At 69.1% G+C, this 25356-nt stretch carries 19 protein-coding genes and 4 pseudogenes; 11 read left to right on the top strand and 12 right to left on the bottom strand.

All coding sequences use genetic code 11. The annotated features are described in order from the left end of the window. Window positions 1–9 precede the first annotated feature (9 nt). The 3 genes from IH68_RS0126380 to IH68_RS0126370 form a co-directional block, all read right to left on the bottom strand. The gene (locus IH68_RS0126380; RefSeq protein WP_030939651.1) at window positions 10–4077 is read right to left on the bottom strand and encodes a molybdopterin-dependent oxidoreductase; all 4068 of its coding nucleotides are present in this window, start codon (window positions 4075–4077) and stop codon (window positions 10–12) included. Between the two features lie 172 nt (window positions 4078–4249). Continuing rightward, entirely contained in the window at window positions 4250–4672 is a 423-nt protein-coding gene (locus IH68_RS0126375; protein WP_030939649.1) for a hypothetical protein, read from the bottom strand. A 35-nt stretch (window positions 4673–4707) separates the two neighbouring features. Beyond that, entirely contained in the window at window positions 4708–5244 is a 537-nt protein-coding gene (locus IH68_RS0126370; RefSeq protein WP_030939647.1) for a DUF2231 domain-containing protein, read from the bottom strand. 104 nt (window positions 5245–5348) lie between these two features. On the opposite strand from IH68_RS0126370, the gene IH68_RS0126365 reads away from it, so the two are divergent. The 6 genes from IH68_RS0126365 (at window position 5349) to IH68_RS0126340 (ending at window position 10508) form a co-directional block, all read left to right on the top strand. Further along, window positions 5349–6002: a helix-turn-helix transcriptional regulator gene (locus tag IH68_RS0126365; RefSeq protein WP_030939645.1), complete on the top strand. Its 654-nt coding sequence runs from the start codon at window positions 5349–5351 to the stop codon at window positions 6000–6002. A gap of 245 nt (window positions 6003–6247) precedes the next feature. After that, entirely contained in the window at window positions 6248–6862 is a 615-nt protein-coding gene (locus IH68_RS53555; RefSeq protein ID WP_078912618.1) for a hypothetical protein, read from the top strand. Next, window positions 6859–8193 (top strand): CopD family protein, encoded by a 1335-nt coding sequence (locus tag IH68_RS0126355; protein ID WP_078912617.1) that lies wholly within the window; start codon window positions 6859–6861, stop codon window positions 8191–8193. The genes IH68_RS53555 and IH68_RS0126355 overlap by 4 nt, the downstream gene beginning before the upstream one ends. A gap of 56 nt (window positions 8194–8249) precedes the next feature. Continuing rightward, window positions 8250–9260, top strand: coding sequence for a cupredoxin domain-containing protein (locus IH68_RS0126350; RefSeq protein WP_030939641.1), 1011 nt, complete (start codon window positions 8250–8252; stop codon window positions 9258–9260). 190 nt (window positions 9261–9450) lie between these two features. Beyond that, window positions 9451–9834: a hypothetical protein gene (locus IH68_RS0126345; protein WP_051833743.1), complete on the top strand. Its 384-nt coding sequence runs from the start codon at window positions 9451–9453 to the stop codon at window positions 9832–9834. After that, window positions 9822–10508: a cupredoxin domain-containing protein gene (locus IH68_RS0126340; RefSeq protein WP_051833742.1), complete on the top strand. Its 687-nt coding sequence runs from the start codon at window positions 9822–9824 to the stop codon at window positions 10506–10508. Before IH68_RS0126345 ends, IH68_RS0126340 begins: the two co-directional genes overlap by 13 nt. A 17-nt stretch (window positions 10509–10525) precedes the next feature. Here IH68_RS0126340 and IH68_RS0126335 read toward each other — a convergent pair whose 3' ends face one another. Then, window positions 10526–10936 (bottom strand): hypothetical protein, encoded by a 411-nt coding sequence (locus tag IH68_RS0126335; protein WP_030939636.1) that lies wholly within the window; start codon window positions 10934–10936, stop codon window positions 10526–10528. Between the two features lie 196 nt (window positions 10937–11132). Between IH68_RS0126335 and IH68_RS0126330 the strand changes: the two genes are divergently transcribed. The 3 genes and pseudogenes from IH68_RS0126330 to IH68_RS59870 all read left to right on the top strand — a co-directional run. After that, entirely contained in the window at window positions 11133–11570 is a 438-nt protein-coding gene (locus IH68_RS0126330; RefSeq protein ID WP_030939633.1) for a Fur family transcriptional regulator, read from the top strand. Between the two features lie 23 nt (window positions 11571–11593). Continuing rightward, window positions 11594–13783, top strand: a complete 2190-nt coding sequence (gene katG, locus IH68_RS0126325; protein ID WP_030939630.1) for a catalase/peroxidase HPI — start codon at window positions 11594–11596, stop codon at window positions 13781–13783. Between the two features lie 249 nt (window positions 13784–14032). Continuing rightward, a pseudogene (locus IH68_RS59870) lies at window positions 14033–14272 on the top strand (hypothetical protein); the annotation flags it as partial. A 26-nt stretch (window positions 14273–14298) separates the two neighbouring features. On the opposite strand, the pseudogene IH68_RS58280 reads toward IH68_RS59870, so the two are convergent. Both IH68_RS58280 and IH68_RS0126315 read right to left on the bottom strand, forming a co-directional pair. Continuing rightward, window positions 14299–14454, bottom strand: a pseudogene (locus tag IH68_RS58280) (class I SAM-dependent methyltransferase); the annotation flags it as partial. Window positions 14455–14628: 174 nt separating this feature from the next. Continuing rightward, window positions 14629–15035 (bottom strand): annotated as a pseudogene (locus IH68_RS0126315) (ABC transporter ATP-binding protein); the annotation flags it as partial. Between the two features lie 69 nt (window positions 15036–15104). Here IH68_RS0126315 and IH68_RS0126310 point away from each other — a divergent pair. Both IH68_RS0126310 and IH68_RS50160 read left to right on the top strand, forming a co-directional pair. Continuing rightward, window positions 15105–15497 carry a hypothetical protein gene (locus tag IH68_RS0126310; protein ID WP_030939626.1) on the top strand — a complete coding sequence of 131 codons (393 nt, stop codon included), beginning with the start codon at window positions 15105–15107 and terminating at the stop codon, window positions 15495–15497. Window positions 15498–15502: 5 nt separating this feature from the next. Continuing rightward, a pseudogene (locus tag IH68_RS50160) lies at window positions 15503–16170 on the top strand (nucleotidyl transferase AbiEii/AbiGii toxin family protein). Window positions 16171–16414: 244 nt separating this feature from the next. On the opposite strand, the gene IH68_RS0126300 reads toward IH68_RS50160, so the two are convergent. The 6 genes from IH68_RS0126300 to IH68_RS53545 all read right to left on the bottom strand — a co-directional run bounded on the left by IH68_RS0126300 (window position 16415) and on the right by IH68_RS53545 (window position 25165). Further along, window positions 16415–18595 (bottom strand): hypothetical protein, encoded by a 2181-nt coding sequence (locus IH68_RS0126300; protein WP_234341591.1) that lies wholly within the window; start codon window positions 18593–18595, stop codon window positions 16415–16417. Between the two features lie 2 nt (window positions 18596–18597). Then, entirely contained in the window at window positions 18598–19446 is an 849-nt protein-coding gene (locus tag IH68_RS0126295; RefSeq protein ID WP_030939624.1) for a protein phosphatase 2C domain-containing protein, read from the bottom strand. Beyond that, entirely contained in the window at window positions 19443–20357 is a 915-nt protein-coding gene (locus tag IH68_RS0126290) for a vWA domain-containing protein (protein WP_234341589.1), read from the bottom strand. The genes IH68_RS0126295 and IH68_RS0126290 overlap by 4 nt, the downstream gene beginning before the upstream one ends. A 61-nt stretch (window positions 20358–20418) precedes the next feature. Beyond that, complete coding sequence (locus IH68_RS0126285; protein ID WP_030939622.1) at window positions 20419–24114, bottom strand: caspase, EACC1-associated type; 3696 nt, start codon at window positions 24112–24114, stop codon at window positions 20419–20421. Then, a complete protein-coding gene (locus IH68_RS0126280; protein WP_030939621.1) occupies window positions 24111–24506 on the bottom strand; it encodes an effector-associated constant component EACC1 in 396 nt (131 codons plus the stop codon). The genes IH68_RS0126285 and IH68_RS0126280 overlap by 4 nt, the downstream gene beginning before the upstream one ends. A 41-nt stretch (window positions 24507–24547) precedes the next feature. After that, window positions 24548–25165: a restriction endonuclease gene (locus IH68_RS53545; protein WP_234341588.1), complete on the bottom strand. Its 618-nt coding sequence runs from the start codon at window positions 25163–25165 to the stop codon at window positions 24548–24550. Window positions 25166–25356: the final 191 nt, after the last annotated feature.

Here is a 25356-nt window from a genome sequence, read left to right as displayed (position 1 = left end):
GTCCGCAGGTCAGTACACGTCCCTGACGTAGCGCTTCTCGCTCGCGAGCTGCTTGACGTACGCCGCCGCGCCCGCCTCGTCCAGGCCGCCGTGCACCACCGCGATGTCGCGCAGGGCCTGGTCGACGTCCTTGGCCATGCGGGAGGCGTCGCCGCAGACGTAGAAGTGCGCGCCGTCCTGGAGCCAGGACCACAGCAGCGGGCCGTGTTCGCGCATCCGGTCCTGGACGTAGACCTTGGCGCGCTGGTCGCGGGAGAAGGCGGTGTCCAGGCGGGCCAGGGTGCCGTCGGCGAGGAAGGCGGTGAGCTCCTCCTCGTAGTAGAAGTCGGTGGCCCGGTGCTGCTCGCCGAAGAACAGCCAGCCCGGGCCTCGGTGGCCGAGGGCTCGGCGCTGTTCCAGGAAGCCGATGAAGGGGGCGACGCCGGTGCCGGGGCCGACCATGACCATCGGGGTGGCCGGGTCGGCGGGCGGGCGGAAGTGTGCGGAGCGCTGGACGTGGACCGGTACCGGGGTGTCCTGCTCGGCGTCGGCCAGAAAGGGGGAGCAGACGCCCTGGCGGGGGCGGCCGTGCAGGTTCTCGTAGCGGACCACGGAGACGGTCAGCGAGACCAGGTGGGGGTCGGTCAGCGGGCTGGACGATATGGAGTACAGGCGTGGCTGCAGTCGGCCCAGCGTGTCGGCCCACTCCTGGGCGTCGGCCCTGACCCGGTGCTCGGTGACCACGTCCACGGCCTGCCGGCCCCAGGACCACTTCGCCAGCTCGCCCTTGTTGTCGGGGCGCAGCAGCTTCTTCAACTCCCTCGGGTCGCGCGCCCGTTCGGCGACGAAGCGGAGCAGGTCGGGGCTGATGCGGGTGATGTCGAGGTGCCGCAGCAGGGCCTCGCCGAGGGGGACCTCGCCGGCGCCCTTCACCTCGACCGCCGCCTCCGCGTCCAGGCCGGTGACGGTCAGCCACTCGCCCACCAGTTCACGGGAGTTGAGCGGACGGACGCCGAGCGCGTCGCCCGCCTCGTAGAGCAGCGGGGTCTCGCTGTCCCGGGTGTCGAAGGTGAAACGGCGGACCTCCTTGCCGGCGCCGGGGAGGCTCAGGAGACGGTTGCCGGTGAGGCGGGCGGTGACGGGGGCGGGTTTCTTCGTACGGGGAGCAGAGGGGGGCGGCGGAGCCGGTGCAGGCCGTTCCGGCGTACCGGACAGGGCCGTGAGTACCTGGTCGAGCCAGGCGTGGGCCGCGTCCTCGTAGTCGGGTTCGCAGTCCGTGCGCGGGGCGAGGCGCAGTCCGCCGAGCTCGTCGAGGCGCTGGTCGAGGCGGCGGCCGTGGCCGCAGAAGTCGTCGTAGGAGGAGTCGCCGAAGGCGAGCACCGCATAGCGCCGCCCGTCCATGCGCAGGGTGTCGGACGCCGCGAGGGTCTCCCAGAACCCGCTGCCGTTGTCGGGCGCGTCGCCGTCGCCGAAGGTGCTGGTGACCAGGAGCAGGTCGGCGCCGGACGGCAGCGCGGCGGGGTCGGCCTCGTCCATGCCCAGCAGCGAGGCGGCGTGCCCGTCGGACTTGACCCGCTCGGCGACGGCGGCGGCGAACTCCTCGGCGTTGCCTGTCTGCGAGGCCCAGAGGATCACGACCTCACGGCCGGGTGATGACGTGGTCGGTACGGCCGTGTCGGCGGCCCTCGAGTACATGCCGGCCAGCACCCCGTTGACCCACAGGGCGTGCTCGGGGCTGAAGGGCGCGGAGGGCGGCAGCACCGGAACGCCCGGGGCGCCGGACGGGATGCCGGCGAGGAACCCGACGAGGTACTGCCGTTCCTGCGCGGTGAGCACGGGCGGCGGAGCGGGCGCGAGCCCGAAGGGATCGGAAGCGGGAGCCGCAACCGATGCGACCTCGACTGCCGCTTCCACGCCCGGCGTTCGCACCGTCACAGGGGTCGACACCTTGGTCAGCGACACCGCGCAGACCTTCAGCTCCGGCTGGAAGGACAGCGGGTCGACGGCGTCGCTCGTCACGGCGTTGACGCTCAGATACTCCCCGAACAGATCGTTCCAGTGGAACGGCGCGAAGCAGCTCCCGGGCCGTACCCGGTCGGTGACGACCGCGGGCAGCACGGCCCGTCCGCGCCGTGAGGCGACCTCCACCGAGTCGCCGTCGGTGACGTCCAGTTGAGCCGCGTCCTGCGGGTGGAGCTCCACGAACGGTCCGGGGTTGAGCTTGTTCAGCTTGGGCACCTTCGCCGTCTTGGTCAGCGTGTGCCACTGGTGCTGCAGCCGCCCGGTGTTCAGTACGAACGGGTAGTCGTCGTCGGGCATCTCGGCGGCCGGAAGGTGCGGGCGGGCGAAGAAGGCGGCACGGCCGCTCGCGGTGGGGAAGGTGAGGGAGCCGTCCTCGCCGACGTAGCGGACGGGGTTGCGGTCGGGTCCGGCGCCGCTCGCGGCGGGCCACTGCACGGGCGTCTCCCGCAGCCGCTCGTACGTCACCCCGCGCAGGTCCCAGCCGGTCTTCGGGTTCCAGGCCTGCTTGATCTCCTCGAAGATCTCCTCGGCGCCGCCGTACGAGAACCCCTGCTCGTACCCCATCTCCCGTGCCACGGACGCGATGATCCGCCAGTCCGCCGTGGCCTCGCCGGGCGGGTCCGCGGCGGGCCGGGCGAGGGTGAGGTTGCGCTCGCTGTTGATGAGGACGCCCTCGGTCTCGGTCCACAGGGCGGCGGGCAGGACGATGTCGGCGTAGGCGTTGGTCTCGGTGTCGGCGAAGACGTCCTGGGTGACGACGAACTCGGCGGCCTCCAGGCCCTCGATGACCGTCTTGCGGTTGCCGACGGAGGCGACCGGGTTGGTGCAGATGATCCAGCAGGCCTTGATCTCGCCGTCGGCCATCTTCTGGAACATCTCGACGGTGCCCTTGCCGACCCCGTCGGCGCGGATGCTGCCGGGTTCCAGTCCCCAGAGCTCCTCTACGAACGCCCGCTCCTCGTCGACGAGCACGGACCGCTGGCCGGGGAGGCCGGGGCCCATGTAGCCCATTTCGCGGCCGCCCATGGCGTTCGGCTGGCCGGTGAGGGAGAACGGGCCGCTGCCCGGACGGCAGATCGCGCCCGTCGCCAGATGCAGGTTGACCAGGGCGTTGGTGTTCCAGGTGCCGTGCGTGGACTGGTTGAGGCCCATGGTCCAGCAGCTGGTCCACTCCCCCGCCTCGCCGATCAGCCGGGCGGCCTCCCGGATGTCGTCCTCGTGGATGCCGGTGATCTCGGCGACGGCGGCCGGCGGGTAGTCGGCGAGGAAGGCGGGCATCTCCTCCCAGCCGTCGGTGTACCGGGCGATGAACTCGGGGTCCGTGTGGCCGTTCTCGTACAGGAGGTGCAGCAGCCCGTTCAGCAGGGCGAGGTCGGTTCCCGGCTTGATCTGCAGGAACAGGTCGGCCTTCTCGGCGGTGGCGGTGCGGCGCGGGTCGACGACGACGAGCTTGGCGCCGGCCGATTTCACCCGTTCCATCATGCGCAGGAAGAGGATCGGATGGCAGTCGGCCATGTTGGAGCCGATGACGAGGAAGAGGTCGGCCCGGTCGAGGTCCTGGTACGAGCCGGGCGGTCCGTCGGCGCCGAGCGACAGCTTGTAACCCGTGCCCGCGCTGGCCATGCACAGCCGGGAGTTCGACTCGATCTGGTTCGTCCTGACGAACCCCTTGGCCAGTTTGTTCGCCAGGTACTGCGCCTCCAGGCTCATCTGCCCGGAGACGTAGAAGGCGATCGCGTCCGGCCCGTGCTCGTCGACGATGGCGCGCAGGCGCCGGGCCGTCTCGCTGACGGCCGCTCGGACGGCGTCCGGCACCGGCTCCTCGCCCCGCTCGTGCCGGACGAGGGCCGTGGTCAGCCGGCCGGGAGCGGCGAGCAGGTCGGCGGTGGTCGCGCCCTTGGTGCACAGGCGGCCGAAGTTCGCGGGGTGCTCCTTGTCGCCGGACGCCTTCAGGACCGTACGGCGTCCGTCCGGTCCGAACCCGACGTCCAGCACGATGCCGCAGCCCACCCCGCAGTACGAGCAGACCGTCCGCACCTTCCTCGTGTCGGCGTTCCGCGAGTCCGGCGCGGCCACGGGCACCCCCTGCCTCTCATGATCGTCCCGTACGGGTGGAGCTTCCGTGACGGTACGAAATGCCCATTACACGGGTGTCTCCAGGGCCGGTCATCAGGGGTTACGCCGGGCGCACAGGGGTCGGACGGGCGGTGTGAGAGGTCTTCCGGGAGGCGGATCGGGGCGTGAGAGGTCAGCTGCCGACTCCGATGGACGCCAGCAGCACCAGCACGAGGGTGGTGGCGCCGAGCAGGCCGTGGCCGGCGACGACCGGCACGGGCAGGTGCCGTTCGGCGGGTGTCATCGCCTCGCTCCCGGCGGGGGCCGCGCGGTACACGGGGATCCAGCGGGCGAGCAGAGTGAAGCCCAGCAGGGCGACGGCGACGAGCACGCCGAAGGACGTCCAGGCCAGGGCGTCCTTGTCGGCGGCGAGATAGACGATCCACACCACCAGTCCGGCGGCCGCCAGCAGGAAGTGGCCGAAGACGAGCGGCGCCGGGAAGCCGGTGGTCCGGGTCTGCTGCTGGCGCAGACCCCCGCCGGAGATCCAGCGGACGAGGAGGACGAATCCGCCGAGGGCGGTGACGATCCAGGCGACGAGAGCGGCGATGTCCATGTCCGGCTCCGGTGGCTCAGGCCCGGTGGTTCTGGTCAGGGCGTCGTACGGGTACTGCGGTAGCCCTCCGCCTGCACGGATTCGGCGGCCACGCGGACGCCGTAGCGGTAGGCGAGCTTGCCGCCCAGATATCCGGAGACGCCGAGGGTGGCCAGGGCGACGGCGGAGAGTGTCAGCTGCCCGTTGCCGACGCTCTGCCCTCCCGCGTAGCCGTCGCCCTGACGCCAGGCGAAACCGGCCGCGTATGCGGCGGTCACGGCGAGATTCAGGGCCATGTGCACCAGCGCCGTACGAAAGGCCGGTGTCCCGGTGGGGATGGCGAACAGGTCGAGGAAGCCGACGCTGGCCGCAGCCAGGGCGCCGAGCACACCGATCGCGATCAGCCAGGCCGAACCATGGGTCAGGAAGCCCGGCCGGTCGACGATCTTGGAGGCGATGTCGAAGACCAGACTGCACACCCAGGCCCCGATCGGAACGGTGACCAGGATCGGATGGAACGGATGCCCGTACGGTCCCGCCAGCGCACCGCTGACCGGCTGCTTCGCCTGACGTAGCTCACTGTCGACCGTCATGGGCCACCTCGCCTGAGAGGCATTTCACCAATAAGTGTTGGTCTTATTTGCCCGGAGGTCAACCGCGAACGCCGAGTACCCCGAATCGGAGTTACCGTGAGCCCGTGACCTCCGGCTCCGACCCCATTGCCGCGCTCGCCGTCCTCGGCGACGAGTCGCGGCGCCGGCTGCTGGACTTCGTACGGCGGGCCCGGCGGCCGGTGACCCGGGAGGAGGCCTCGGCGGCGGTCGGGATCTCCCGCAAGCTCGCGGCCTTCCACCTCGACAAGCTGGTCGCTTCGGGTCTGCTGCAGTCCCGGCACGGCGGCCACGGCCCGCGCCGGGTCGGCCGCGCGCCGAAGGTGTACGAGCCCACCCCGCACACGCTCTCCCTGAGCCTCCCCCCGCGCCGCCACGACCTGCTGGCCTCGCTCCTGACCGAGGCCCTGACGGCACAGAAGCAGGGGGAGAACGCGCAGGAGGCGGCTTTGCGCGTGGCCGAGGCAAGGGGCGAGGCAGTGGGCGCCGAGGCCCGCGCCGGCGACATCATGGCCACCCTGGAATCGCTCGGGTTCGAGCCCGCCGAGGAGGGAGCCGGCCGCACGGTGCTGCACAACTGTCCCTTCCATCCGGTGGCCGCCCAGGCACCGGATCTGATCTGCGGCATGAACCAGGCCTTCCTGCGCGGCTGTCTCACCGCGTCCGGCCACCCCGAGACGACTGCCGTGCTGACTCCCCAACCGGGAATCTGCTGCGTCGAGTTGCGCACCGACCGGTAAGAAACGGCAAGGGCCGGCAGGGAAATGCCGTGCGCGTTCGAATTCACGGTCCCTTCGTTTTCTCCACGGAATGCCACCGGAATGCAATGCGTGCATTGGGGCGGGGAGGTCCGTTCTCACAGTCACCCTCCGGTCGGAAATGAGGCAACGAAACGACCGATTAACTGACGCGTAGCGGACGGGAATCGTCACACCGGTGCACTCCTGGTCACTGTCCTTCACGCACAGCGTCATCAGGAGGGACCATGTCCTTCTTCGCCAGGGCATCCTGGCCAGGAGACCATCGCGACGAGCTCGTCGCGGGCACGCTCGTCGCGGCCGTCGTCGTCGTACTCGGATACGCCTCGGGCATCGGCGCCCAGGCACCGACGACCATCGACACCGCATCCCCACCGGCGTCCGGGACCTCTCCCACGCCGCACCAGCCCTCGGCCCGCTCCGAGACCGGCCCTCCCGACACCACCGCCGGGAATTACGGGTCCGGCCCGGCGGGCGGCTATTGGCCGGGGGGAAACGGCGCCGGAATTCCCGCGGCGGGCAGCACACCGTCCACAGGCGGGGAAAACGGCCACGATCACGGCACGGGTGGAACGGGCGGCGGACACACAACCACCCCCTCGCCTTCCCCCACCCCGACCCCCACCCCCTCGGACCACTGCGACGAGGGTGAAGTCCGGCTCGTACAGCCTCTGTTGAACGGCGTGGCCACTCAGGTCACCGGCCTGCTGAACGGGCTCCTGACGCCGGCTTCCCCGAGCCCTTCGCCCTCCCCGTCGCCGTCGTCGTCGACCGACACCCTCTCCTCGCTGTGCGTCGGTGTCGCCGCGTCACCCTCGGTCATTCCGGAGGTGCTCTCATGAGACGCCGCGCCCCGTCCCTGCTCGCCGCCCTCCTGGCCGCCCTCGCGACCCTGCTGCTCGCCGCACCCCCCGCCTCGGCCCACACGGAGCTGGAGTCCTCCGCCCCGAAGGACGACGCCCGGCTCTCCCACACCCCCGCCACCGTGCGGCTCACCTTCAGCGAGCCGGTCGAACCGGCCGACGTCCGCATCAAGGCGGCGGGCAAGAGGCTGACCGTGTCCCGGGGCGACCACGGCAACAACGCCGTGGAGGTCACCGTCCCGAAGATCTCGGAGCGGGAACAGAGCAAGGACCGGGGCGATCTGACCCTGGTCTGGCAGGTACTTGACATGGAGGACGGGCATCTCACGTCAGGGACGCTCTCCTTCCGCCTCACCGCGAATGCGGGCCACTCGGCCGGAGCAGCGGCGATCCCGGAACCGTCCGAGACGGTGCACTCCGCCTGGGTCGCCGTGCGCTGGGCCGGATATCTCTCGCTCGCCCTGTTCGTCGGCGGTCTGGCGTTCCTCGCGCTGCTCTGGCCGCAGGGCGCGTGGGACCGCCGTACCCGCCGTGTCCTCACGCTCTCCTGGACCACCGGTCTCGCGGCGAGTCTGCTCGCGCCCGGACTCCAGGGCGCATACGGAACGATGGGCACGCTCGACGACGTGTTCCGACCCGGCACTTATACCGACCTGTTGAACACCGAGGTCGGCATCGTGGCCGCCTGCCGGGTGCTGATGTGGGTGCTCGCCGCCATCGCGCTGGCCGCCCTGCTGCAGGGCGGGGACCGGGCCGCACGGTCGCCCGGCTGGCGCGTCGGCGCGCTCGCCGTCGGCCTCGGACTGCTGCGTACGACGAGCATGACCGGCCACAACTCCGAGGGCACGCACCCCGGTTGGGGCGCGGTGGCCGACCTGGTCCATCTGCTCGGCGTCTCGCTGTGGCTCGGCGGTCTGACGGTGCTGCTGCTCGGGGTGCTGCCCCGGCGCCGTCCCGACGAACTGTCGGCCGTCGTGTCCGGCTACTCCCGGCTTGCCGGGGCGTCGGTCGCGGCGATCGTGGCGGCGGGGGCGGTGCTGACCTGGCAGGTGGTCGGGTCCCTCGACGCCCTCTTCCACACCGGCTACGGGCAGCTCCTGCTGCTCAAACTCGCCGTACTGGCCGCGGTGTTGCTGATCGCCCAGCGCAGCCGCGGCTGGGTGAAGACGCGGCTCGACATCGCCGTACTGCTGCGCGGCGACCGCGCCACCGTACGGCCCTTCGTCCACTCGGTCGCGGCCGAGACGGGGCTCGTCCTCGTCGTTCTCGCCGCTACGAGTCTGCTGGTCACGTCCGCCCCCGGCCGCTGACCGGCGCGTGCCCCACCCTCCCCTCACAGGGAATCTCACAAGGGAGAAGCACCACCATGCACACAGAGGAAACCACCGCACCCGCGTCGCACCACCGGCGCTCCCGTGCGGGCAACCGGGTGCTGCTGGCCACCGGCCTCGGCGCCGGCCTCGCCGCCGTCGCCGGCCTCGGCCTGCTCCAGGCGTCCGCCGGGGCCGCGGCCCCGCAGACCGCCACGCCGGCGGCCGAGGCCCAGTCGATGTCGGACATGGACCACTCGTCAGGCAAGGCCGCGGCGGCCGACCACACCATCGAGATCAAGAGCTACAAGTTCGCCCAGCCGAAGCTGACGGTGAAGGTCGGCGACACGGTGAAGTGGGTCAACGAGGACTCCGCTCCGCACACGGTCACCACCACCAGCGGCCCGGCCAAGTTCGACTCCGGGACCCTGCAGAAGGGCGACAGCTGGTCGTACACCTTCACCAAGGCCGGTACGTACGACTACTACTGTGCGGTCCACCCGGACATGACGGCGTCGGTCACCGTGGTCGCGGACAGCGGCGGCGGCTCGGGCGGCTCCACCGGGGGCAGCACCGGCGGCTCGACCGGAGGGTCCACCGGCGGCTCGACGGGCGGTTCCACCGGCGGCAGCACGGGTGGCTCGACCGGCGGCTCCACGGGCGGATCGACCGGTGGGGGCAGCAGCTCCGGCGGGGGCGACGGCGGCGACGAGCAGTGCGTCAGCGTCCAGCAGGTCCTGCTGCCGATCCTGCAGCACATCAACAAGGCACACCTGGAGCAGTCCCCGGGCCAGCAGGTCCAGGACGCGCTCAAGCTCGACGACTACATCAAGATGCACACCGTCTGGCTGGAGTCGATCATCACCCCCGCGGTGAACGGCGCCGGCAGCGTCTCCGACGACACCCTCAGCGTGCTCCTGCAGCACATCAACAAGGCGCACCTGGAGGAGTCGCTCGGCCAGCAGGTCTCCGACCTCCTCAACCCCGACGCCTACGTCAAGATGCACACCGTCTGGGCCGAGCACCTGCTCGCCCCGACCGAGAACTACATCACCAACTCCTGCTGAACCACTTCCTGCTGGCTTCTCCTCAGCAGGACGCGGCGGGGCGGGCGAGGCGCAGTCGGCCGGCCCGCCGCCGGCTCCCTTCTCCCCCCCCCTCACTCCCCTCGCCCCTCCAGGGGGCGAGCCCGACCCCGGCACGTACGGTGCCGCCCCGGACCGCTGCATCGTCGAACTGACCGCGCGGTTCGGCCCGTTGACCACCCTGCGCCGCCGGCTCACCGCCCTGGACGCGACCCTCACCGTGGCGCCCGACTCCGACGACTGTGTGCTGACCTTGGAGCTGGCCGGCCGGCCGCTGGGCGGCAGGCTGCTCACCTTCGTCAGCACCAGCCTCACGCCCACGGACGAGGCCACCCGGCTGCACGTCCCCGGCGAACTCGCCCTGGCCGGTGATCCGGCCCCGGCCATCTTCGGCTTCCGCGTCGTCGAGCGCACCGCCGACCGCCTCCTGGTCCTCGGCACACTACGGCTGCCGTACCGCCCCCTGCGCCGTACGACCGGCCTCACCCTGCCCCGCATCCGCCCCGCAGACCGCATCCGGCTGCTCGTAGCCGCGGAGTTCACATGCCCCGTCTGACCGCCCTCCTCGGCGCCCTCTTCCTGGCGGGCGCCGCCCTCGTCCTGCCCGCCCCCGCGGTGCAGGCGGCCACCGGCCACCAAGTCCTCATGTCGGGCTACGCGTTCTCGCCCCGCACCCTGACCATCACCGCCGGGGACACCGTCACCTGGACCAACCAGGACCAGGCGCCCCATGACGTCGAGACCACCTCCGGTCCCGCCTCGGTCCACTCCCCGATGCTCAGCAAGGGCGGCAGCTGGAGCCACACGTTCACGACGCCGGGGACCTACGGCTATGTCTGCACCGTGCATCCGGACATGACGGCCCAGCTCGTAGTGAAGGCGGCCGCCGCACCCGCGCCCACCGTCCATCGGCACCAGCACCCGACGGCCGCCGCACCCACCACCCGGCCGGCCACCACGATGCCGTCGTCCATGCACATGGGCCACAGCGCCGAGGCCGCCGCACCCGGAGCCTCCAAGACGCCCGCCCCCTCCCCCACGGCCTCCGCCTCCGCCGCCCCCGCGGCAGCACAGCCCCCCGTGGACAACGCCGCCTCCGCCACCCGTTCCCTCAGCCCCCTCCTTCTCCTCACCGGCGTCGTAGCGGGCGTGGCTGTCCTGTGCCTGCTCCTGGTCGGCTCCCGCTCTGCCGCCGCCGCGTCCCGCAACGAGGAGCCGGGGCCGAGCTGACCTCGCACCGGGCGGCCTCATGCCCGGCGCAGCACCACCAGCACGACCAGCAGCACGGTTGCGCCCGCGCTCGCCCCGTGGGCGACGACCGCCGTCAGCGGAAAGTGGCGCTCGGCGGTCCGTCCGCCCCGGGAGTGCCGTCCCGAGCTGGGCAGCCAGCGCAGCAGCATCATGAACCCGAACGCGGCGACCACCAGCACCACGGCACAGGCGGCCCAGGCCGTGCCCCGGACCGCGCCCGCGAGATACGCCGTCCAGCAGGCCAGACCGGTGACGGCCAGCACGACATGCCCCACGACGAGCCACAGCGGCAGCCGCGTCACCCCCGGCGTGCGCTGCCGCAGGCCGCCGTGGCGGATCCACACCGAGGCCAGATAGCCGCCGAGCCCCGCGGTCAGCAGCCACGCGCACAGAACGAAGACACCCACGCGCTCCAGCACAGCGCAGGGAACGGGCGCAGGCCGGACATCCATTCACCGATTCACCCGTAGGCGTGAACAGTGGTGCGAATCCCTTGCCAGCCCTTGATCTGCGGGGATTCCCCCGGACGTCATCGACCGGCCACCAAACCTGTCTCGTTCGTTTTCTTGAATCATTCGTGTTTGTGCGGGTAGCTTGGGTGCCATGACTTCACCCCAGACTCCGACCACCGCCGAGGAGCTCCGCGGTGCCGGCCTGCGGGTGACGGCCGCCCGCGTCGCGCTGCTCGAGACGGTCCGCGAGGGTGACCACCTCGGCGTCGAGGCGATCGCCTCGGGTGTGCGGGACCGTGTGGGCCACATATCCCTGCAAGCCGTGTACGAGGCACTGCACGCCCTCACCACGGCCGGACTCGTACGCCGCATCGAGCCGCCGGGCAGCCCGGCCCGGTTCGAGGGCAGGGTCGGGGACAACCACCACCACCTCGTGTGCCGCTCGTGCAGTGCCGTCCTCGACGTCGACTGCGCGGTCGGTCATGCCCCCTGTCTCACCGCTTCGGACGACCGAGGCTTCGCCATCGACGAGGCCGAGGTCATCTACTGGGGCCTGTGCCCCGACTGTTCCACCGCTCGCACGGCCTGAGCACCAACCCCGGAAGGATTCCCATGTCTGAGAACAACGCCGCTGAAGCGAAGTGCCCGGTGGCGCACGATCGCGCTCTGCACCCGACCCAGGGCGGAGGAAACCGCCAGTGGTGGCCGGAGCGGCTGAACCTGAAGATCCTTGCCAAGAACCCTGCCGTGGCCAACCCGCTCGGTGAGGAGTTCGACTACGCCGAGGCGTTCAAGAGCCTCGACCTCCCGGCCGTGAAACAGGACATCGCCGAGATCCTGACGGACTCCAAGGACTGGTGGCCTGCCGACTTCGGGCACTACGGCCCGTTCATGATCCGTATGGCCTGGCACAGCGCGGGCACCTACCGCATCAGCGACGGCCGCGGCGGCGCCGGCGCCGGCCAGCAGCGCTTCGCCCCGCTGAACAGCTGGCCGGACAACGGCAACCTGGACAAGGCCCGCCGTCTGCTGTGGCCGGTCAAGAAGAAGTACGGCAAGAGCCTGTCCTGGGCCGACCTCATGATCCTCGCCGGCAACGTGGCGCTGGAGTCCATGGGCTTCACCACCTTCGGCTTCGGCGGCGGCCGCGAGGACGTCTGGGAGTCGGAGGAGGACGTCTACTGGGGCCCCGAGAAGGTCTGGCTCGACGACCAGCGCTACACCGGCGACCGTGAGCTGGAGAGCCCCCTCGGCGCGGTCCAGATGGGTCTGATCTACGTCAACCCGGAGGGCCCGAACGGCAACCCGGACCCGATCGCCGCTGCCCGCGACATCCGTGAGACCTTCCGCCGCATGGCGATGAACGACGAGGAGACCGTCGCCCTCATCGCCGGTGGTCACACCTTCGGCAAGACCCACGGCGCGGGCCCGGCCGACAACGTCGGCGCCGACCCCGAGGCCGCCCCGATCGAGGCCCAGGGCCTCGGCTGGAAGAGCACCTACGGCTCCGGCAAGGCCGGCGACGCGATCACCTCCGGCCTGGAGGTCACCTGGACCGCCACGCCGACCCAGTGGGGCAACGGCTTCTTCAAGAACCTCTTCGAGTACGAGTACGAGCTCACGCAGAGCCCGGCCGGCGCGAACCAGTGGGTGGCGAAGGACGCGGAGGCGATCATCCCCGACGCGCACGACGCGTCGAAGAAGAAGCTCCCCACGATGCTCACCACCGACCTGTCGCTGCGCTTCGACCCGGTCTACGGGCCGATCTCGCGCCGCTTCTACGAGAACCCGGAGGAGTTCGCGGACGCCTTCGCCCGCGCCTGGTACAAGCTGACCCACCGTGACATGGGTCCGAAGTCGCTGTACCTCGGCCCGGAGGTCCCGGCGGAGACCCTGCTGTGGCAGGACCCGCTGCCTCAGGCGGAGGGCGAGCCCATCGACGCCGCCGACGTCACGGCCCTGAAGGCCAAGCTGCTCGACTCGGGTCTGTCCGTGGCCCAGCTGGTGTCCACCGCGTGGGCGTCGGCCTCGACGTACCGCAACAGCGACAAGCGCGGCGGTGCCAACGGCGCCCGTATCCGTCTGCAGCCGCAGGCCGGCTGGGACGTCAACGAGCCCGACCAGCTGGCCCAGGTCCTCCGCGTCCTGGAGGGCATCCAGTCGGAGTTCAACACCGGTGCCAAGAAGGTCTCCCTGGCCGACCTGATCGTCCTCGGTGGTGCCGCCGCCGTCGAGAAGGCCGCCAAGGACGCCGGTCACGACATCGAGGTGCCCTTCACCCCGGGTCGTGTGGACGCCACGGAGGAGCACACCGACGCGGAGTCCTTCGCCGCGCTGGAGCCCACCGCCGACGGCTTCCGCAACTACCTGGGCAAGGGCAACCGTCTGCCGGCCGAGTACCTGCTGCTCGACAAGGCGAACCTGCTGGGCCTGAGCGCCCCCGAGCTGACCGTCCTCGTCGGCGGTCTGCGCGTCCTCGGCGCCAACCACCAGCAGACCGCGCACGGCGTCTTCACCGAGACCCCGGGCAAGCTGACGAACGACTTCTTCGTCAACCTGCTCGACCTGGGCCACACGTGGTCGCCGGTCTCCGAGGACCAGACGGTCTTCGAGTGCCGTGACGACGCGACCGGCGAGGTCAAGTGGACCGGCACCCGTGCCGACCTGGTCTTCGGCTCGAACTCCGAGCTGCGTGCGCTCGCCGAGGTCTACGCGGCCGACGACGCGAAGGAGAAGTTCGTGAACGACTTCGTCGCGGCGTGGGTCAAGGTGTCGAACGCGGACCGCTTCGACATCGCCTGATCCGCACGGCCACCGAGCTCGGTCACTGAGCAAGGCCACCGACGTCCGGGCTGTCCCGCAGGGGGCGGCCCGGACGTCGCCTTTTCTGCCCGTACGTCTTCCGCCACCACGCCCGGTGACGGGCATCGCCCTGTCCGTACCCGCTGACACCCGTCAGCGAGGGCAGCGAGGCACCGCGGTTCCACGACCCGAGCAGGTCTCGGTTGACGGCGATGATGCCGCTTCGGCCGCGTCCTTGGCGCGCCGTGGAAGCCGGCACGTGATCCCCAGCCCTCCCCCGGTGCCTACGGCCACGCGGTGGGTGGCACTGCGCTCCGGAGACCTCGCCCACCTGCACGTGCACCCGGGCGGTGAGCCCGGTGACGGAACGACCCGGCCGGGCCCGGACATCCCGTTCACCGCCCCGGTGCCCTGCACCGGCACCTACCGAATGTTCCTGGCTTCAAGCACGCCGGTGAGGTCCACACCGCCGCCTTCGCCGCGTCCGCCAGGTCGAGGGACTCGGCGATGCCCTCCCGGTACGTGCAGGGCGCGCTGCCCGGGCTCGGCTTCTTGAGGCGCGCGTACTCCGGGACCGGCGCCGAAGGGTCGACTCCGGTCACCTCCCCGTCCGGGCCGACCCGGTCCGCCATGCGCCGGCTCAGGTAGCCGGTGCCGCAGCCGACATCCAGGACACGGTCGCCCGCTTCGGCACCGCTGAGTTCGGCGAGGCGGACAAAGGCGCGGTGTCCCGCTCGACTACTCGGACTTGATGGCCCTGAGCATGTTCAGCCGGGCTGCCCTGCGGGCCGGCCACATGGCGGCCAGCAGCCCGACCAGCGCCGCCAGCAGCAGGAAGAGCCGAACCGGCCGGAGTCACGCAGGAACCCCAGGACCTCAGCGCCGCACGCGAGTCCAGGTTCCCGGTCGGCTCGTCCCCGAAGACGATGTCCGGCTTGGACGCGAGCGCCCGGGCGACAGCGACACGCTGCTGCTGGCCGCCCGAGAGCTGGGCGGGGCGGTGCGTGAGCCGGCCCGACAGACCGACCATCTGGACGACGCTGTCCAGCCACTCCATGTCCGGGGTCCGGCCCGCGATGTCCATCGGGAGCGTGATGTTCTCGAGCACGGTGAGGGTCGGCAGCAGATTGAACGCCTGGAAGATGAAGCCGACCTTGTCCCGGCGGAGTTTGGTGAGCTGCCTGTCCGTCAGGGCTCCCAGCTCGGTGTCGCCGACGCGGACGGAGCCGGAGGAGAAACTGTCCAACACGGCGGCCCCCACTCCAAACACCAGCTGTCTCATCATGACCCGCGCCACTTCTCCGGCCGTCATAATGGACTCATGTCCTCCAGCCCACAGCATTCCGCACCCACCCCGAGCGACTTCTCGGGCGCGGTCGCCGAGGACCTCGCCCTGTACCGGGAGAAGTTCCGCCGCCGTCTGCCGGAGTCGCTGGACGAGCTGCACGGGCCGACCCACGGTGTCGTGGATCTGCCCCTGCACATGGCCTGGTCCGGGCTGACTTCGTACGACCTGGGCAAGCCACGCCAGCGCATGGGCCTGTACCGCACCGTCCTGCACGAGGGCCTGCACGACGACCTGCCCCGCTACCTCAACCAGGACCTGCTCCTCCAGCTGTGGCCGGTGCTGCGCACTCTCGTCGGCCGCACCGTGCGCGCCGTATGGGAGGACGCCTTCCCTCAGCTCGCCTCCCTCACCCGGGCAGCCGCGTGACGGACATGCCGGAGCTGCACACGCGGCTCCTGGCGGATGTGATCGCGCTCGGTTCCCGTATCCACTGGTTCTCACCGGCGGCTACGCCGTGCGGGCGCACCGCCTCGTGAACCGCCCCAGCCAGGACCTCGACGTCGCCACCGAGAACCCTGCGCCCATGGCCGACATCGCCGCCACGCTCCGCGCCGGCCTGGAAGCCCGCGGCTGGAAGGTGCACGCGCTGGAAACTGCCCCGCTGTCCGCCCGCTTCACCGTGTCCGACCCGACCACCGGGCAGGAATGCGAAGTCGACATCCTCAAGGAGATCTTCTGGCGGCCGGTCACCCAGAGCCCGTACGGACCCGTCCTCGCGGAGGAGGACGTCATCGGGACCAAGGTCCGCGCCCTCGCCGACCGAGGAGCGCCCCGCGATCTGATCGACGTGTTCGCAGCCTCGCGGCGATGGACAAATTCCGAGCTCGAAGAGTTCGGCCGCCGTCACGCGCGCGGCCGCTTCGAGCGCGAGGATCTGCAGGCGAACCTCACGGGCGCCGAGTGGACCGACGATGAAGCCTTCGCCGCCTATGGGCTCGATGACGCCACGATCACCGCTGTCCGCGCTTGGGCCGTGGAATGGGCCGACGACCTCGCGGCTCGCCTCCTCGAAGAGGGCGATGATCCGGACTACGACTGATCGTGTCCGGATGAGATCACACCTACGAGCGATCAATTGGCGCCTACCGTTGTGCGTCCCCTGCTTTGGCTTTGGCGACAAGGCGCCAACGAGGTGTAGCGGATACTGCATCCGTTTCAGGGGGGCGCTCAGCGCGGCGCAGTGATCGAGGTCGTGTCTGGTGGGCTTGGCCAGTCGCAATCGCGGTGCGCAATGCCAAAATCCGCCCCATTCACACTGCTGTCGCCGACAGCCGAACGTTACGTCAGCGACCGATGTAGAGAAACCGCAAGTAGCAGACCAACGAGAGCCCACGCCGGCTGAGCTTGGCAGCCTCGAAGGAGGCGCTCAGTGTCCCGTGGAGCGCGCTGTTCTGCTGGAGTGCGACCGTGCGCCGGCTGAACTCCTGGCGCTGCTGTCGGGCCCGATCGCCGGCAAGCGTGTTTCCTCGAGTGAGCTGCGCCTGATCGTCCTCCATCTGCTTTCGCGCTTTCACGCGCAACGCATCGGTCTCAGACTCCACAGCGTTGCGCTGAGCAGTCAGCTGGGCCCGGCGGTGGGCGACGCCCTGCTCGATCGGCTGTCGCTCCGACGTGGTGAGGGCGTTCGGCTGCCGAGCCTCGGCCGAGGCGACCAGTTGTCTGCGCCAGACGTCGAGAGCGATGGCCTTGGCTTCGCCGATGCCGTGGACATCGACGACACGGCCGCTGCTCAGCACGAGCACGGCGCCGGTGCTGTTGTATTGGGTGTTCTGCACAGAGCGGTAGCCGGTGAAGTCAGCTGCCGTACGGATACCCGCCGCAGCCAGCCGCGCGGCGAGTTTCGGTCCTATGCCGTGCGGCGGGTCATGGGCGATCAGCCGTTGGCCGAGTTGATTGCGCACGTACCCGGACTGCTTGTCTGTGAGTGCCTTGGCCAGGGCTCTACGAAGTTCTTCCGAAAGGCCGTCGATCTTCTTGTCCATCTCGCGCTGTTTGCTGACCTTCCGCTTCTCGGCCTCCTTGAGCTCGGCGTGGTACTGCGCTGTGCGCTTGGCCTGAGCTCTCGGGTAGGCCGCGGTCCGCTTCGCCTCTGCCGCGTCGAACTTCGCCCGCTCCTTGCGCAGCTTCTCAGCTGCCTTGACCGGGTCGTCGAGCTGGGCCAGTTCGTTCGTGAGCTTCGTGAGGACGGCCCGCGACTGAATCCGCTCCGCGCGGCGGCTTCTGGCGAACACGGTGAGCGCCACGGCGACAAGAACGGGTATACCTGGCCCGATCGATGGCGCCGCGAGCCCCAGGACGACCATCAAGACGCTCGCCGCCAGCGTGAGCGGCCAGAGCACGGCTGTGGCGACATCCAGCGGTGCCCGGATATGGAAGCCGTCCGGTGAAGTGACCGACAGGGTGGTCGGCGTCGGTGCGGGTGGCGGAGAGACGTGTCCGGCCATCCATCCGGGCAATCCGCCACTACCAGGAGCGGAGGCTGTGCCTTGGGCCGATACCGTTGATGTCGTCGTCGCAGCCGCCCGTTGCCTGGGAACCGCCAAGGCAAGCGGAGGCAACACGTCCAACGGCTGAAAGGCCAAAGACCGCACCTGGTCGGCCAGGCCACTCACGGTCTGGTCGGGGTGGGCCAGGAGAGCCTGCAGTCTCGTGGAACCGCCCGGATTCTTGAAGTCATCCTCGGTGAGCAGCAGGAATTCGCCACTGGGCTCGTGCAGTCGATTCCACAAGGCAGGGTCGGCTGCGATCGCCTTGAGCGACAGGTAGATGACCCAAGCGGAGAACCGGTCCAGCGCTGCTCCGAAGTCATCATTCCCCCGCATGGGCGACTGGTAATTGCGGTGCCCTCGCTCAGTGCCACCCATGCCGGCCAGCGCCGGGACGTACATGCCGTCGTAGTCGACCAGCCGCAACGTGTCGTCGCTGGCTACGAGCAAGTTGCCGTGCTGAAGGTCGCCATGAGCTATCTCGTGGTCTGCCAGATCACGAGTCAGTGCCTCGAAGCGGTCGGCCAGACGATCGACGGCGAACCCGTGAACATGGTTGTCGTCGAGCCAGGAGGACAGAGTGACAGCCTCGACCCATTCCATCTTCAGGACCGGATAGCGATCCCGCCCGACGCTGATGGCGTCGGGTAGGTACTCGAATCCCAGATTCCACGATTGTGAGAGTTCTGCCGGGTCCAGCTGTGCGAGTCGGGAGCTGATGGCCTCGTATCGGCGTTCCTGGTCGGGGACGTGGCGGGTGAAGCACTTGACCGCATACCGCCGCCCCGAGGAGGCCGCGGTCAGCGAGAAGACGCTCGCGAAGGCACCGGAGATGGCGCGAGGTAGACCGAGCCTGGTCAACTCCGGGTGTGCACCTTTGAGTTCGGGGTGTTGGAAGCACAGCTGCGTGTGCTGCAGAGCTTCCGCGTAGTCGGCGCCGCTGGGGAACTGACGCTGCGGACCGGTGGCCGAGCCCACGTTCACCGCCCCTCGAAATCAATCCGCACGAACGCCACATCGTCGTTGCGCAGTTGCCGGCAGTCCCGCAGACCAGTCAGCCAGTCCTTGAACCCGTCCAGGTCATCGGGCCCGGCGAACTCCAGCAGCTGGCTTACGGCGTCTTCCTGGTCCGGAGCCGACATGAGCCATGCGGCCAAGGCGTCGGTCATCAGTAGCAGCCGGTCCCCGGAGCGGCATCGGCCTTCCGTGAACCTCGTGCGGCGAGCCAGCAATGCCACGTCGTGGTTGCGGCTGCCGAAGAGATGGGGAGTTGTGCCGAATTCCTCGACGGCCGCCACCGGGAACGCTTGTACCAGCCGGTTGTCGTGCAGGTGGAACAGGCAACTGTCCCCCAGGGCGGCAGCACGCCACCTCCAAGCCGGTTCCATTGTGTCGGCGTGGGAATCGGGGTCCGGGTCGACGCGCACCGTGAGCAGCGTCGCGTAGGCGCCTTCTGCGAGCTTGGTGTGCTCGTACCACTTCAACGGGCGCCCTTCCGCATGGCGCGTCTGCGTGTACTGCACGAGCCAGGGCTCCCACTGGGCCACCGCCGACGAAGCGAACTCCTCGAACGGCGTGCCTCCAGACACCACGTCCGGCAGTTCCATGGCGCGCTCGGCCGCCGCGCGGGACAGGAGACGCGCCCAGTCCTTGGCCAGTGCGCTCTCCGTAGCCCCATCGCACACGCCGGCGGTGATCGGCTCCCGCAGCATGTAGTCGTGTGGGCGGCCGGGAAGCACGGCGACGGCGTCTTCGCATTCCGCCTCCGTGCTTCCATGCTTGGGGGCCACGAGGTGCGTGACGTACACGCATGAGGTGGAAGTCGTCACCGCAGTTCGGTGGCCCGGGTGCCGATGTCGAGGAACTGCACGACTGTGGTGATGTCCGCGTTGTAGACGAAGCCGCGGGTGGTCTCGCTGACCCGCTGCCCCTGCGAGGCGGCATATGAACGCATGTGACTGGGCAGCGGGCTCGACATGGCGAACAGTGTCCGGGCGTAGCTGTCGGGGAGGCCGTCGGCCGAGTCGGGGAAAGCCGTGGGCGTTCCGCCTGCGGCAGACACATGCAGGTTGAACAGCAGCGCCGCTCCGTCGGCCGTGGCGTGCGAGGTGATGGCCTCGGCGGCCGCGGTGGGGTCGCCGTCGGTGGACTCGCCGTCCGTGAGGTTGATGACGATGGGAGGGAAACCGGCCGGGTAGCGCTCGGTCCAGCCGGCGACAAGACCCTCCGCGTACTGCAGCGCACGGTTCATCGGGGTCCCACCATGGGCGAGCGGGTCCATCCACAGCGGGAAGTTGACCACGGTCTCCACGAGACCACCGGCACCGTCGGGCACCTTCTTGCTTCGCTCGTCGACACGAGCCGGGTTATCCGCCACCTCACTCAGCGGTACGAGATCCCGGCTTGCGAGCGACCCCGCGAACGCCGAACCTACGGTGGCACCGTAGCCGACGACCGCGACGTGGAAGTAGTCGCGTACGCCTTCTTCTTTTGCGCACTTGACCGAGAGTTCAGTAAGGAGCCGATTGATGGCGTCGGCAACGACATCGGCTTTCTGCTGAGGTACTTCACCGCCGATGGGATCGCTCATGGAGGTCGACTGATCGACGAGAAAGATGATGCTCGTCGGATTGCTGCGGCTGATCTCTGCCGTATACGGCACGTTGGGCTCCTGGCTGACACGAAGAAGTCGGTCGTTGGAGAAGCTCATGCGACATGCTGACGTGCCGGTCACCGGCATACCAAGTCATCGAGATCCCCCAATCTTATGATAGAGCGCGGAAGTTGGCCTATGGAGGCATTCAGTGATTGAGCCGCCCCGTCACTCGCTCCGCTCGGCTGGCCCACACATGCCAGGCCGGCAGCCGCACGCCGTTCGGCAGCAAGGCCGTGTGGCTGAGGGCGAGCCTCAAGTGGTGAGCGTCCTCCGCATCGACGGACGCCCCGTGATCCAGCAGAACCTGGGCAGCCCCCATACCCCGGCGGACGTCGAAGTCGTAGGGGTAGCCGTCGGCCGTGACATTCCTGTCGAGCAAAGCTCCGGGAATCGCGTCCGCCAGCATGAGTTGAAGCCGGTCGCCGACAAGCTCGTCGTGCTGACCGGAGTCCGCGTCGAACGAAGACAGGCCCGTTTTCGCCTCAGCCGCATCCAGCAGCGCATGCGGCATGCCGGCCCGCACGGACCAGAAATCGCGGTCGCCGAACACGATGAGATGCGAACGGGCGCGTGTGATGGCCACGTTCCACAGATTGACCTCGCGACAGAGCCAGTTGACCGCGCTCGGGCGCATTCTCGTGCCCGCGACGAGGGACAGGAGGATCACGTCCTGCTGTCCTCCCTGGAATGTGTGCACGGTACCGACCCGTACCCGCGCTTCGTGCTTCCAGCGCTCGGCGATCAGGTCTTTCTGGGCCCGGAAGGGGGTGACGACGCCTACCGTCGAACCTTCAGGAAGACGCATAAGCAACCGCTCCACCGAAAGATGGACGCGATCTGCCTCCTCCTCGTTCACCCACGACCCGTTCCTGCCTCTGCGCGCCGTTCCCACCACATCGAGCCACTGAACAGCGTCGACTCCATCAAGGCGCCGCAACGACCGGGGCTCTGTGAGAACCGTCAGCCGGTCGCCATAACAATGCCGGTTCGAGATGCCGACAATGTCCGGGTGACAACGGAAGTGCTCGTCCAGCAGCAGGGTTTCTCCGGCCGCGCGTGCAGCCGCATGGAACGAGGAGTAACGGCGGTGCTCGAAACGGTGCTCATCGAGCCAACTCGCCCGCAGCCCGGCTCCACGGTGTGCCTCTGCCTCCTGCCGAGGCTGAAGTGTGGTGATGTGCTGCAACTGCATGGGGTCACCGATCACGAGGGCCCGCCGGGCACGGAAGAGCAGAGGCAGCACATCCGGAGTGGAGCACTGGCTCGCTTCATCGACGATGACCAGGTCGAAGAGAGCGGCCCGGTCCCGGAAGCGTCGTGGGGACCTCGCGGTGACGGCCCAGCCGCAGACCTGCGGCAGGATCCGCTCCAAGGACGACCACTGCCGCGGTGATCGTGACTTCACGGCTTCGATACGGTCGTGGATGGCCGCACGCGCAGTCATTGCCTGCTCCGCCACCGACACCCGCAGCAATGCTGCCGCTGTCTCCCGGACCTGTCGATCGACCTCCCGGAGCATCGTAAGGAGTTGGGCGTCCTCCGGCGCCGCATCGGCTTCGGTGATTTTCCGCCGCCAGGCGGCTTCGGCCTCCGCGAAAGACAGTAGATCGGTGAAGCTCTGGCGCCCCGCAGCCCGTACGGACAGCGAGGCGAGGCCGCGCAGGCATCGGCTTCGCAGCCACCCTCCGAAGATCCGGAGGCGGACTGCCGCGCGAGCCCGGCGCAGCCATCGTCCGAGGGAAACATCGTCGCCCAGAGCCGTGGCAAGCGTCTGAGGGTCGGCGTTGTGTCGTTCGGCGTAGGAGAAGCGCAGTCGGCCGAGGTCAGCCAGTTCTCGCTCTCGACGGGAGACTTCCGCGAGATGACGACGTAGCACTTCTTGAGCTCGTAGATGGTTCCGCAGTTCGCCTCGGTGCATCTGGGAAGACTGGTGGGGCCGGACGCTGCCGGTCAGCTGCTCCAGCGTTCGCAACTCCTGTTCGACGGCTGTCTGGTTGCCCGTCCGTACGAGAAGTCCCGGGGCCAGGGCTTCGCAACGCTCCCAGACCTCGTCCACCGCCTTGTTGTTGGTCGATGCCACGAGCACTGTCTGGCCGGCCGCTCTGGCCGTGGCTACCGCGTTGACGATGAGCTGGCTCTTCCCGGTGCCGGGTGGCCCGGTGGCGACCGTGAGTTTGCGGACCATGGCCGCCCGGATGACCGCTTCCTGCCCTTCGTTCAGTTCCAGGGGAGCGACGATCTGCACCTCTCGCTCGGCGTCCGCGTCCGCTCCTAAGGCCGCCCGCGCGGTGAACGCTCCGAGCGCGGTGCCCGCGAACTGCCCGACGCTCTGTTGCAGCGTTCTGTAGTCCTTCATCAGCTGTGCGGTGGCCGCGGAGTCCGACCGTGCGGCGAAGACGACCGCTACGTTGCGAGCGCCCTCATGCGCGGCGTACAGCGAGCTGCCGTCGCCGAGCGATCCGGGGTCGAGATGCTCCGTGTCGGCCAGTCCCAATTCCTGCAGCAGACTGCGCAGGTCGCGGACCATGTCCTCCCGGAATCCCGGCCGCCAGTTGGGCTGGTACGCGGCGAGCAATTCTTTGCCTTCGTCCTTGCCCAGCCGGTCGAGGACGAGCTTCGGATGCAGGACGATCGGCCCTGTAGGGGTGACCACGCTTCGTCCCTGCGGTCCTCGTTCGACCTCTATCTGACGCATGGCGAGCGGTGCACACACCTGCCGCTTGCCGTCGTAAAGGACGGCAAGAGGGTATCCGTACCAAAGGTCGGTACCGTCCTGGCGAGCTCGCTCGGCAAGGTCCATGACGCGTTCCGGCGCTTGCACCGAGGCTTCCGTACCGGAGAGCAGGACTTCCTCCCCGGCCGGCCAGACCGCGCGTGGAGGATCGCTGCCCACCAGCGGAAGTAGTTCATCGGTGCCGTTCTCCGCCTCCAGGCAGTGCTGGTAGTACGTCAGCAGCTGTGTCCATTCGACGTCGGTGAAAGCGGAGTCGTCGTGGGCTGCCTCGGTGGCTTTGACCGGTGCCGGAGTCATTCCTCCTGTGCCATCGCTGACTGCGGTGAGCGGGGCAGGCAACGGCTTGAGGGCGGGAATCTGGCGGCCGGCTGCGGCACGCGCGAGGTAGATGTCGCCCGTCACGTGAAGACTGGACTGGGTCGGCGTCTGCCGCCGTCCGTCAGGTGCCTTTTGCAGGTCACGGCTGATGTGCCGGAACAGATCGTTCGCGGAGACCTGCCCGTCACCGTCCAGGTCGGCTTGTCCCGAGTGCAGACCCTCGACTATCGCTCTGGTGAACTGCGAGGGCTGATCCGCATCAGTGGTGAACGCCTGTTCCCAGTGCTGTGACGCGGTGATGACGTACACTCCGCCGGCCTCGACGATCGGTGCGGTGGCCGAGTGCGAGGCCCCCTTGCTGCGGAAGCCCTGTACCGCGCTGCCGCTGAAACAGCAGTCGAGCAGCAGGACTTTGCGTCGAGCCGCGCATTTCTCCAACTGGTCTGTCACGAAAGAGGCTTCGAGGGCGGTCTCCTGTATTCGGCTGGCCTCGGTGTCCGTCGTGATGTAGTACAGCTGGCCGTCTTCACGGTCGTACGCCCCATGGCCGCTGAGATAGAGCACGACCAGTTCGTCCGGCTCGCGTTCCCCCAGAAACCGTTCGACGGCCTGCTTGACAGCCACCCGCGACGAGTCCTCGACCCGTACACACGCCTCGTACCCTCCGACCGCGGGCATCTCCAGCACCTGGCTCAGGTAGTGAACATCTGCCCGCACGGAGGGCAGGGCGGAGAAGGTGCCGTCCTCGTAAGCAGCGGTGCCCACGAGTAAGGCATGCTTTCGGCTCATCGCCCGTCCCTCGGTCCAGCATCCGACCTGTCGGCTTGGCCGGCTCGCAGCGCCTTCACCTCACGCCCGGATACTCCGCCCTGGAACTCCGTAACCGTTCCATCGGAATGCACCACGCGCACCTTGCGGCTTTTTCGGACCTCGACCCACGCTTTGATGGCGGTCCTTGCCAGCGCAAGGGTGCCTGTGGTGAGGACGAGCACGACTTCCGGGGTCAGCAGTTCCGCCCCTTTCGTGCCCTCCGTACCCGGCTGCATTTCAGGCGGTGCGAAGCGCACTTGGGCGCCGTCCAACCGGTTCAGCACCTCACGGAGCTCCTTCGCTTCGAGCTCCGCATGCCGCGGGTCCGCGCCGAACACCTGGATCCGCGCGGACTCGATCTCATCGGACATGTTTCCCCTCGTACCGCCAACTTGCTTGTGATGTAAGAGAATTAGGAACGTTGCTGATGTGCCGTCACCTTGGCGACACTTCCTGTCCGCCATGATCCAGGTGCCCAACGCCTACGCCTCGCGCCTTCGTCCGGAACCCGCAGGATCGCGTACAGCGGCTCGCCCAGGTCCGCCCACCTCCGCAGAGCGTCCCGGTCCACGAGGTGAATCCCATAGCGTGGGCCGCTGGCTCTCGCGGCTGCCGTAAAACCGCCGGTGGTGACGATCACCGCGAAATGGGCACCGTGGTCGTGGCGATAGGTGCCATTAATCCGCTGCACATCCTGGTCCCCGACCCTTCGGTCCGGTCGCAGCCGCTTGCACTGCACGACGACCCGGCGTCGCGAACGATCGACGACTAGTACGTCGGCGCCCTTGTCCCCCGCTCTGCCCACATGCTCTGCGGCCAGTCCGTCGCGGCGCAGCAAGGCGCAGACCGCCAGCTCGAACGCCCTGGGGTCCAGGGCATCGAGATGCGTCAATGAATAGCGCACGGGCCCCGCGGGAAGCGAGGAACGGCCGGTCAGCCTCTGTATGACCAGCCGTCCCGGTTTCAGGCCCAGCCCCGCTGCCACTGCCGTCAGAGCTATGCCCGTCCACACCGGCCACTGCTCAGCCATCTTCCACAGACCAGTGACCCCAGCCAGGGCGCCCGCGCCCCACACCCACCAGGGAACCGCAGCCCACCCGCCTTGACTCCGCCTGCGCCGCATCAGGCGCCCGGCCCGAAGAGTGCCCACATACCGAAGGCAAGACCGAACATCGCAAGGCCTGCCACGTCGGTGATTGTGACCAAGGTGGAGGCATGGTC

The sequence above is a fragment of the Streptomyces sp. NRRL S-646 genome, assembly GCF_000720765.1.
Taxonomy (GTDB): domain Bacteria; phylum Actinomycetota; class Actinomycetes; order Streptomycetales; family Streptomycetaceae; genus Streptomyces.
This window is presented reverse-complemented; position numbering and strand designations above follow the sequence as displayed.

Bases quoted from the DNA above. Each gene is read 5' to 3' on its own strand.
- IH68_RS0126375 (WP_030939649.1), bottom strand. From the start codon at position 4,672: ATGGACATCGCCGCTCTCGTCGCCTGGATCGTCACCGCCCTCGGCGGA.
- IH68_RS0126370 (WP_030939647.1), bottom strand. From the start codon at position 5,244: ATGACGGTCGACAGTGAGCTACGTCAGGCGAAGCAGCCGGTCAGCGGT.
- IH68_RS53555 (WP_078912618.1), top strand. From the start codon at position 6,248: ATGTCCTTCTTCGCCAGGGCATCCTGGCCAGGAGACCATCGCGACGAG.
- IH68_RS0126355 (WP_078912617.1), top strand. From the start codon at position 6,859: ATGAGACGCCGCGCCCCGTCCCTGCTCGCCGCCCTCCTGGCCGCCCTC.
- IH68_RS0126350 (WP_030939641.1), top strand. From the start codon at position 8,250: ATGCACACAGAGGAAACCACCGCACCCGCGTCGCACCACCGGCGCTCC.
- IH68_RS0126340 (WP_051833742.1), top strand. From the start codon at position 9,822: ATGCCCCGTCTGACCGCCCTCCTCGGCGCCCTCTTCCTGGCGGGCGCC.
- IH68_RS0126330 (WP_030939633.1), top strand. From the start codon at position 11,133: ATGACTTCACCCCAGACTCCGACCACCGCCGAGGAGCTCCGCGGTGCC.
- katG (WP_030939630.1), top strand. From the start codon at position 11,594: ATGTCTGAGAACAACGCCGCTGAAGCGAAGTGCCCGGTGGCGCACGAT.
- IH68_RS0126310 (WP_030939626.1), top strand. From the start codon at position 15,105: ATGTCCTCCAGCCCACAGCATTCCGCACCCACCCCGAGCGACTTCTCG.
- IH68_RS0126290 (WP_234341589.1), bottom strand. From the start codon at position 20,357: ATGCCGGTGACCGGCACGTCAGCATGTCGCATGAGCTTCTCCAACGAC.
- IH68_RS0126285 (WP_030939622.1), bottom strand. From the start codon at position 24,114: ATGAGCCGAAAGCATGCCTTACTCGTGGGCACCGCTGCTTACGAGGAC.
- IH68_RS0126280 (WP_030939621.1), bottom strand. From the start codon at position 24,506: ATGTCCGATGAGATCGAGTCCGCGCGGATCCAGGTGTTCGGCGCGGAC.
- IH68_RS53545 (WP_234341588.1), bottom strand. From the start codon at position 25,165: ATGGCTGAGCAGTGGCCGGTGTGGACGGGCATAGCTCTGACGGCAGTG.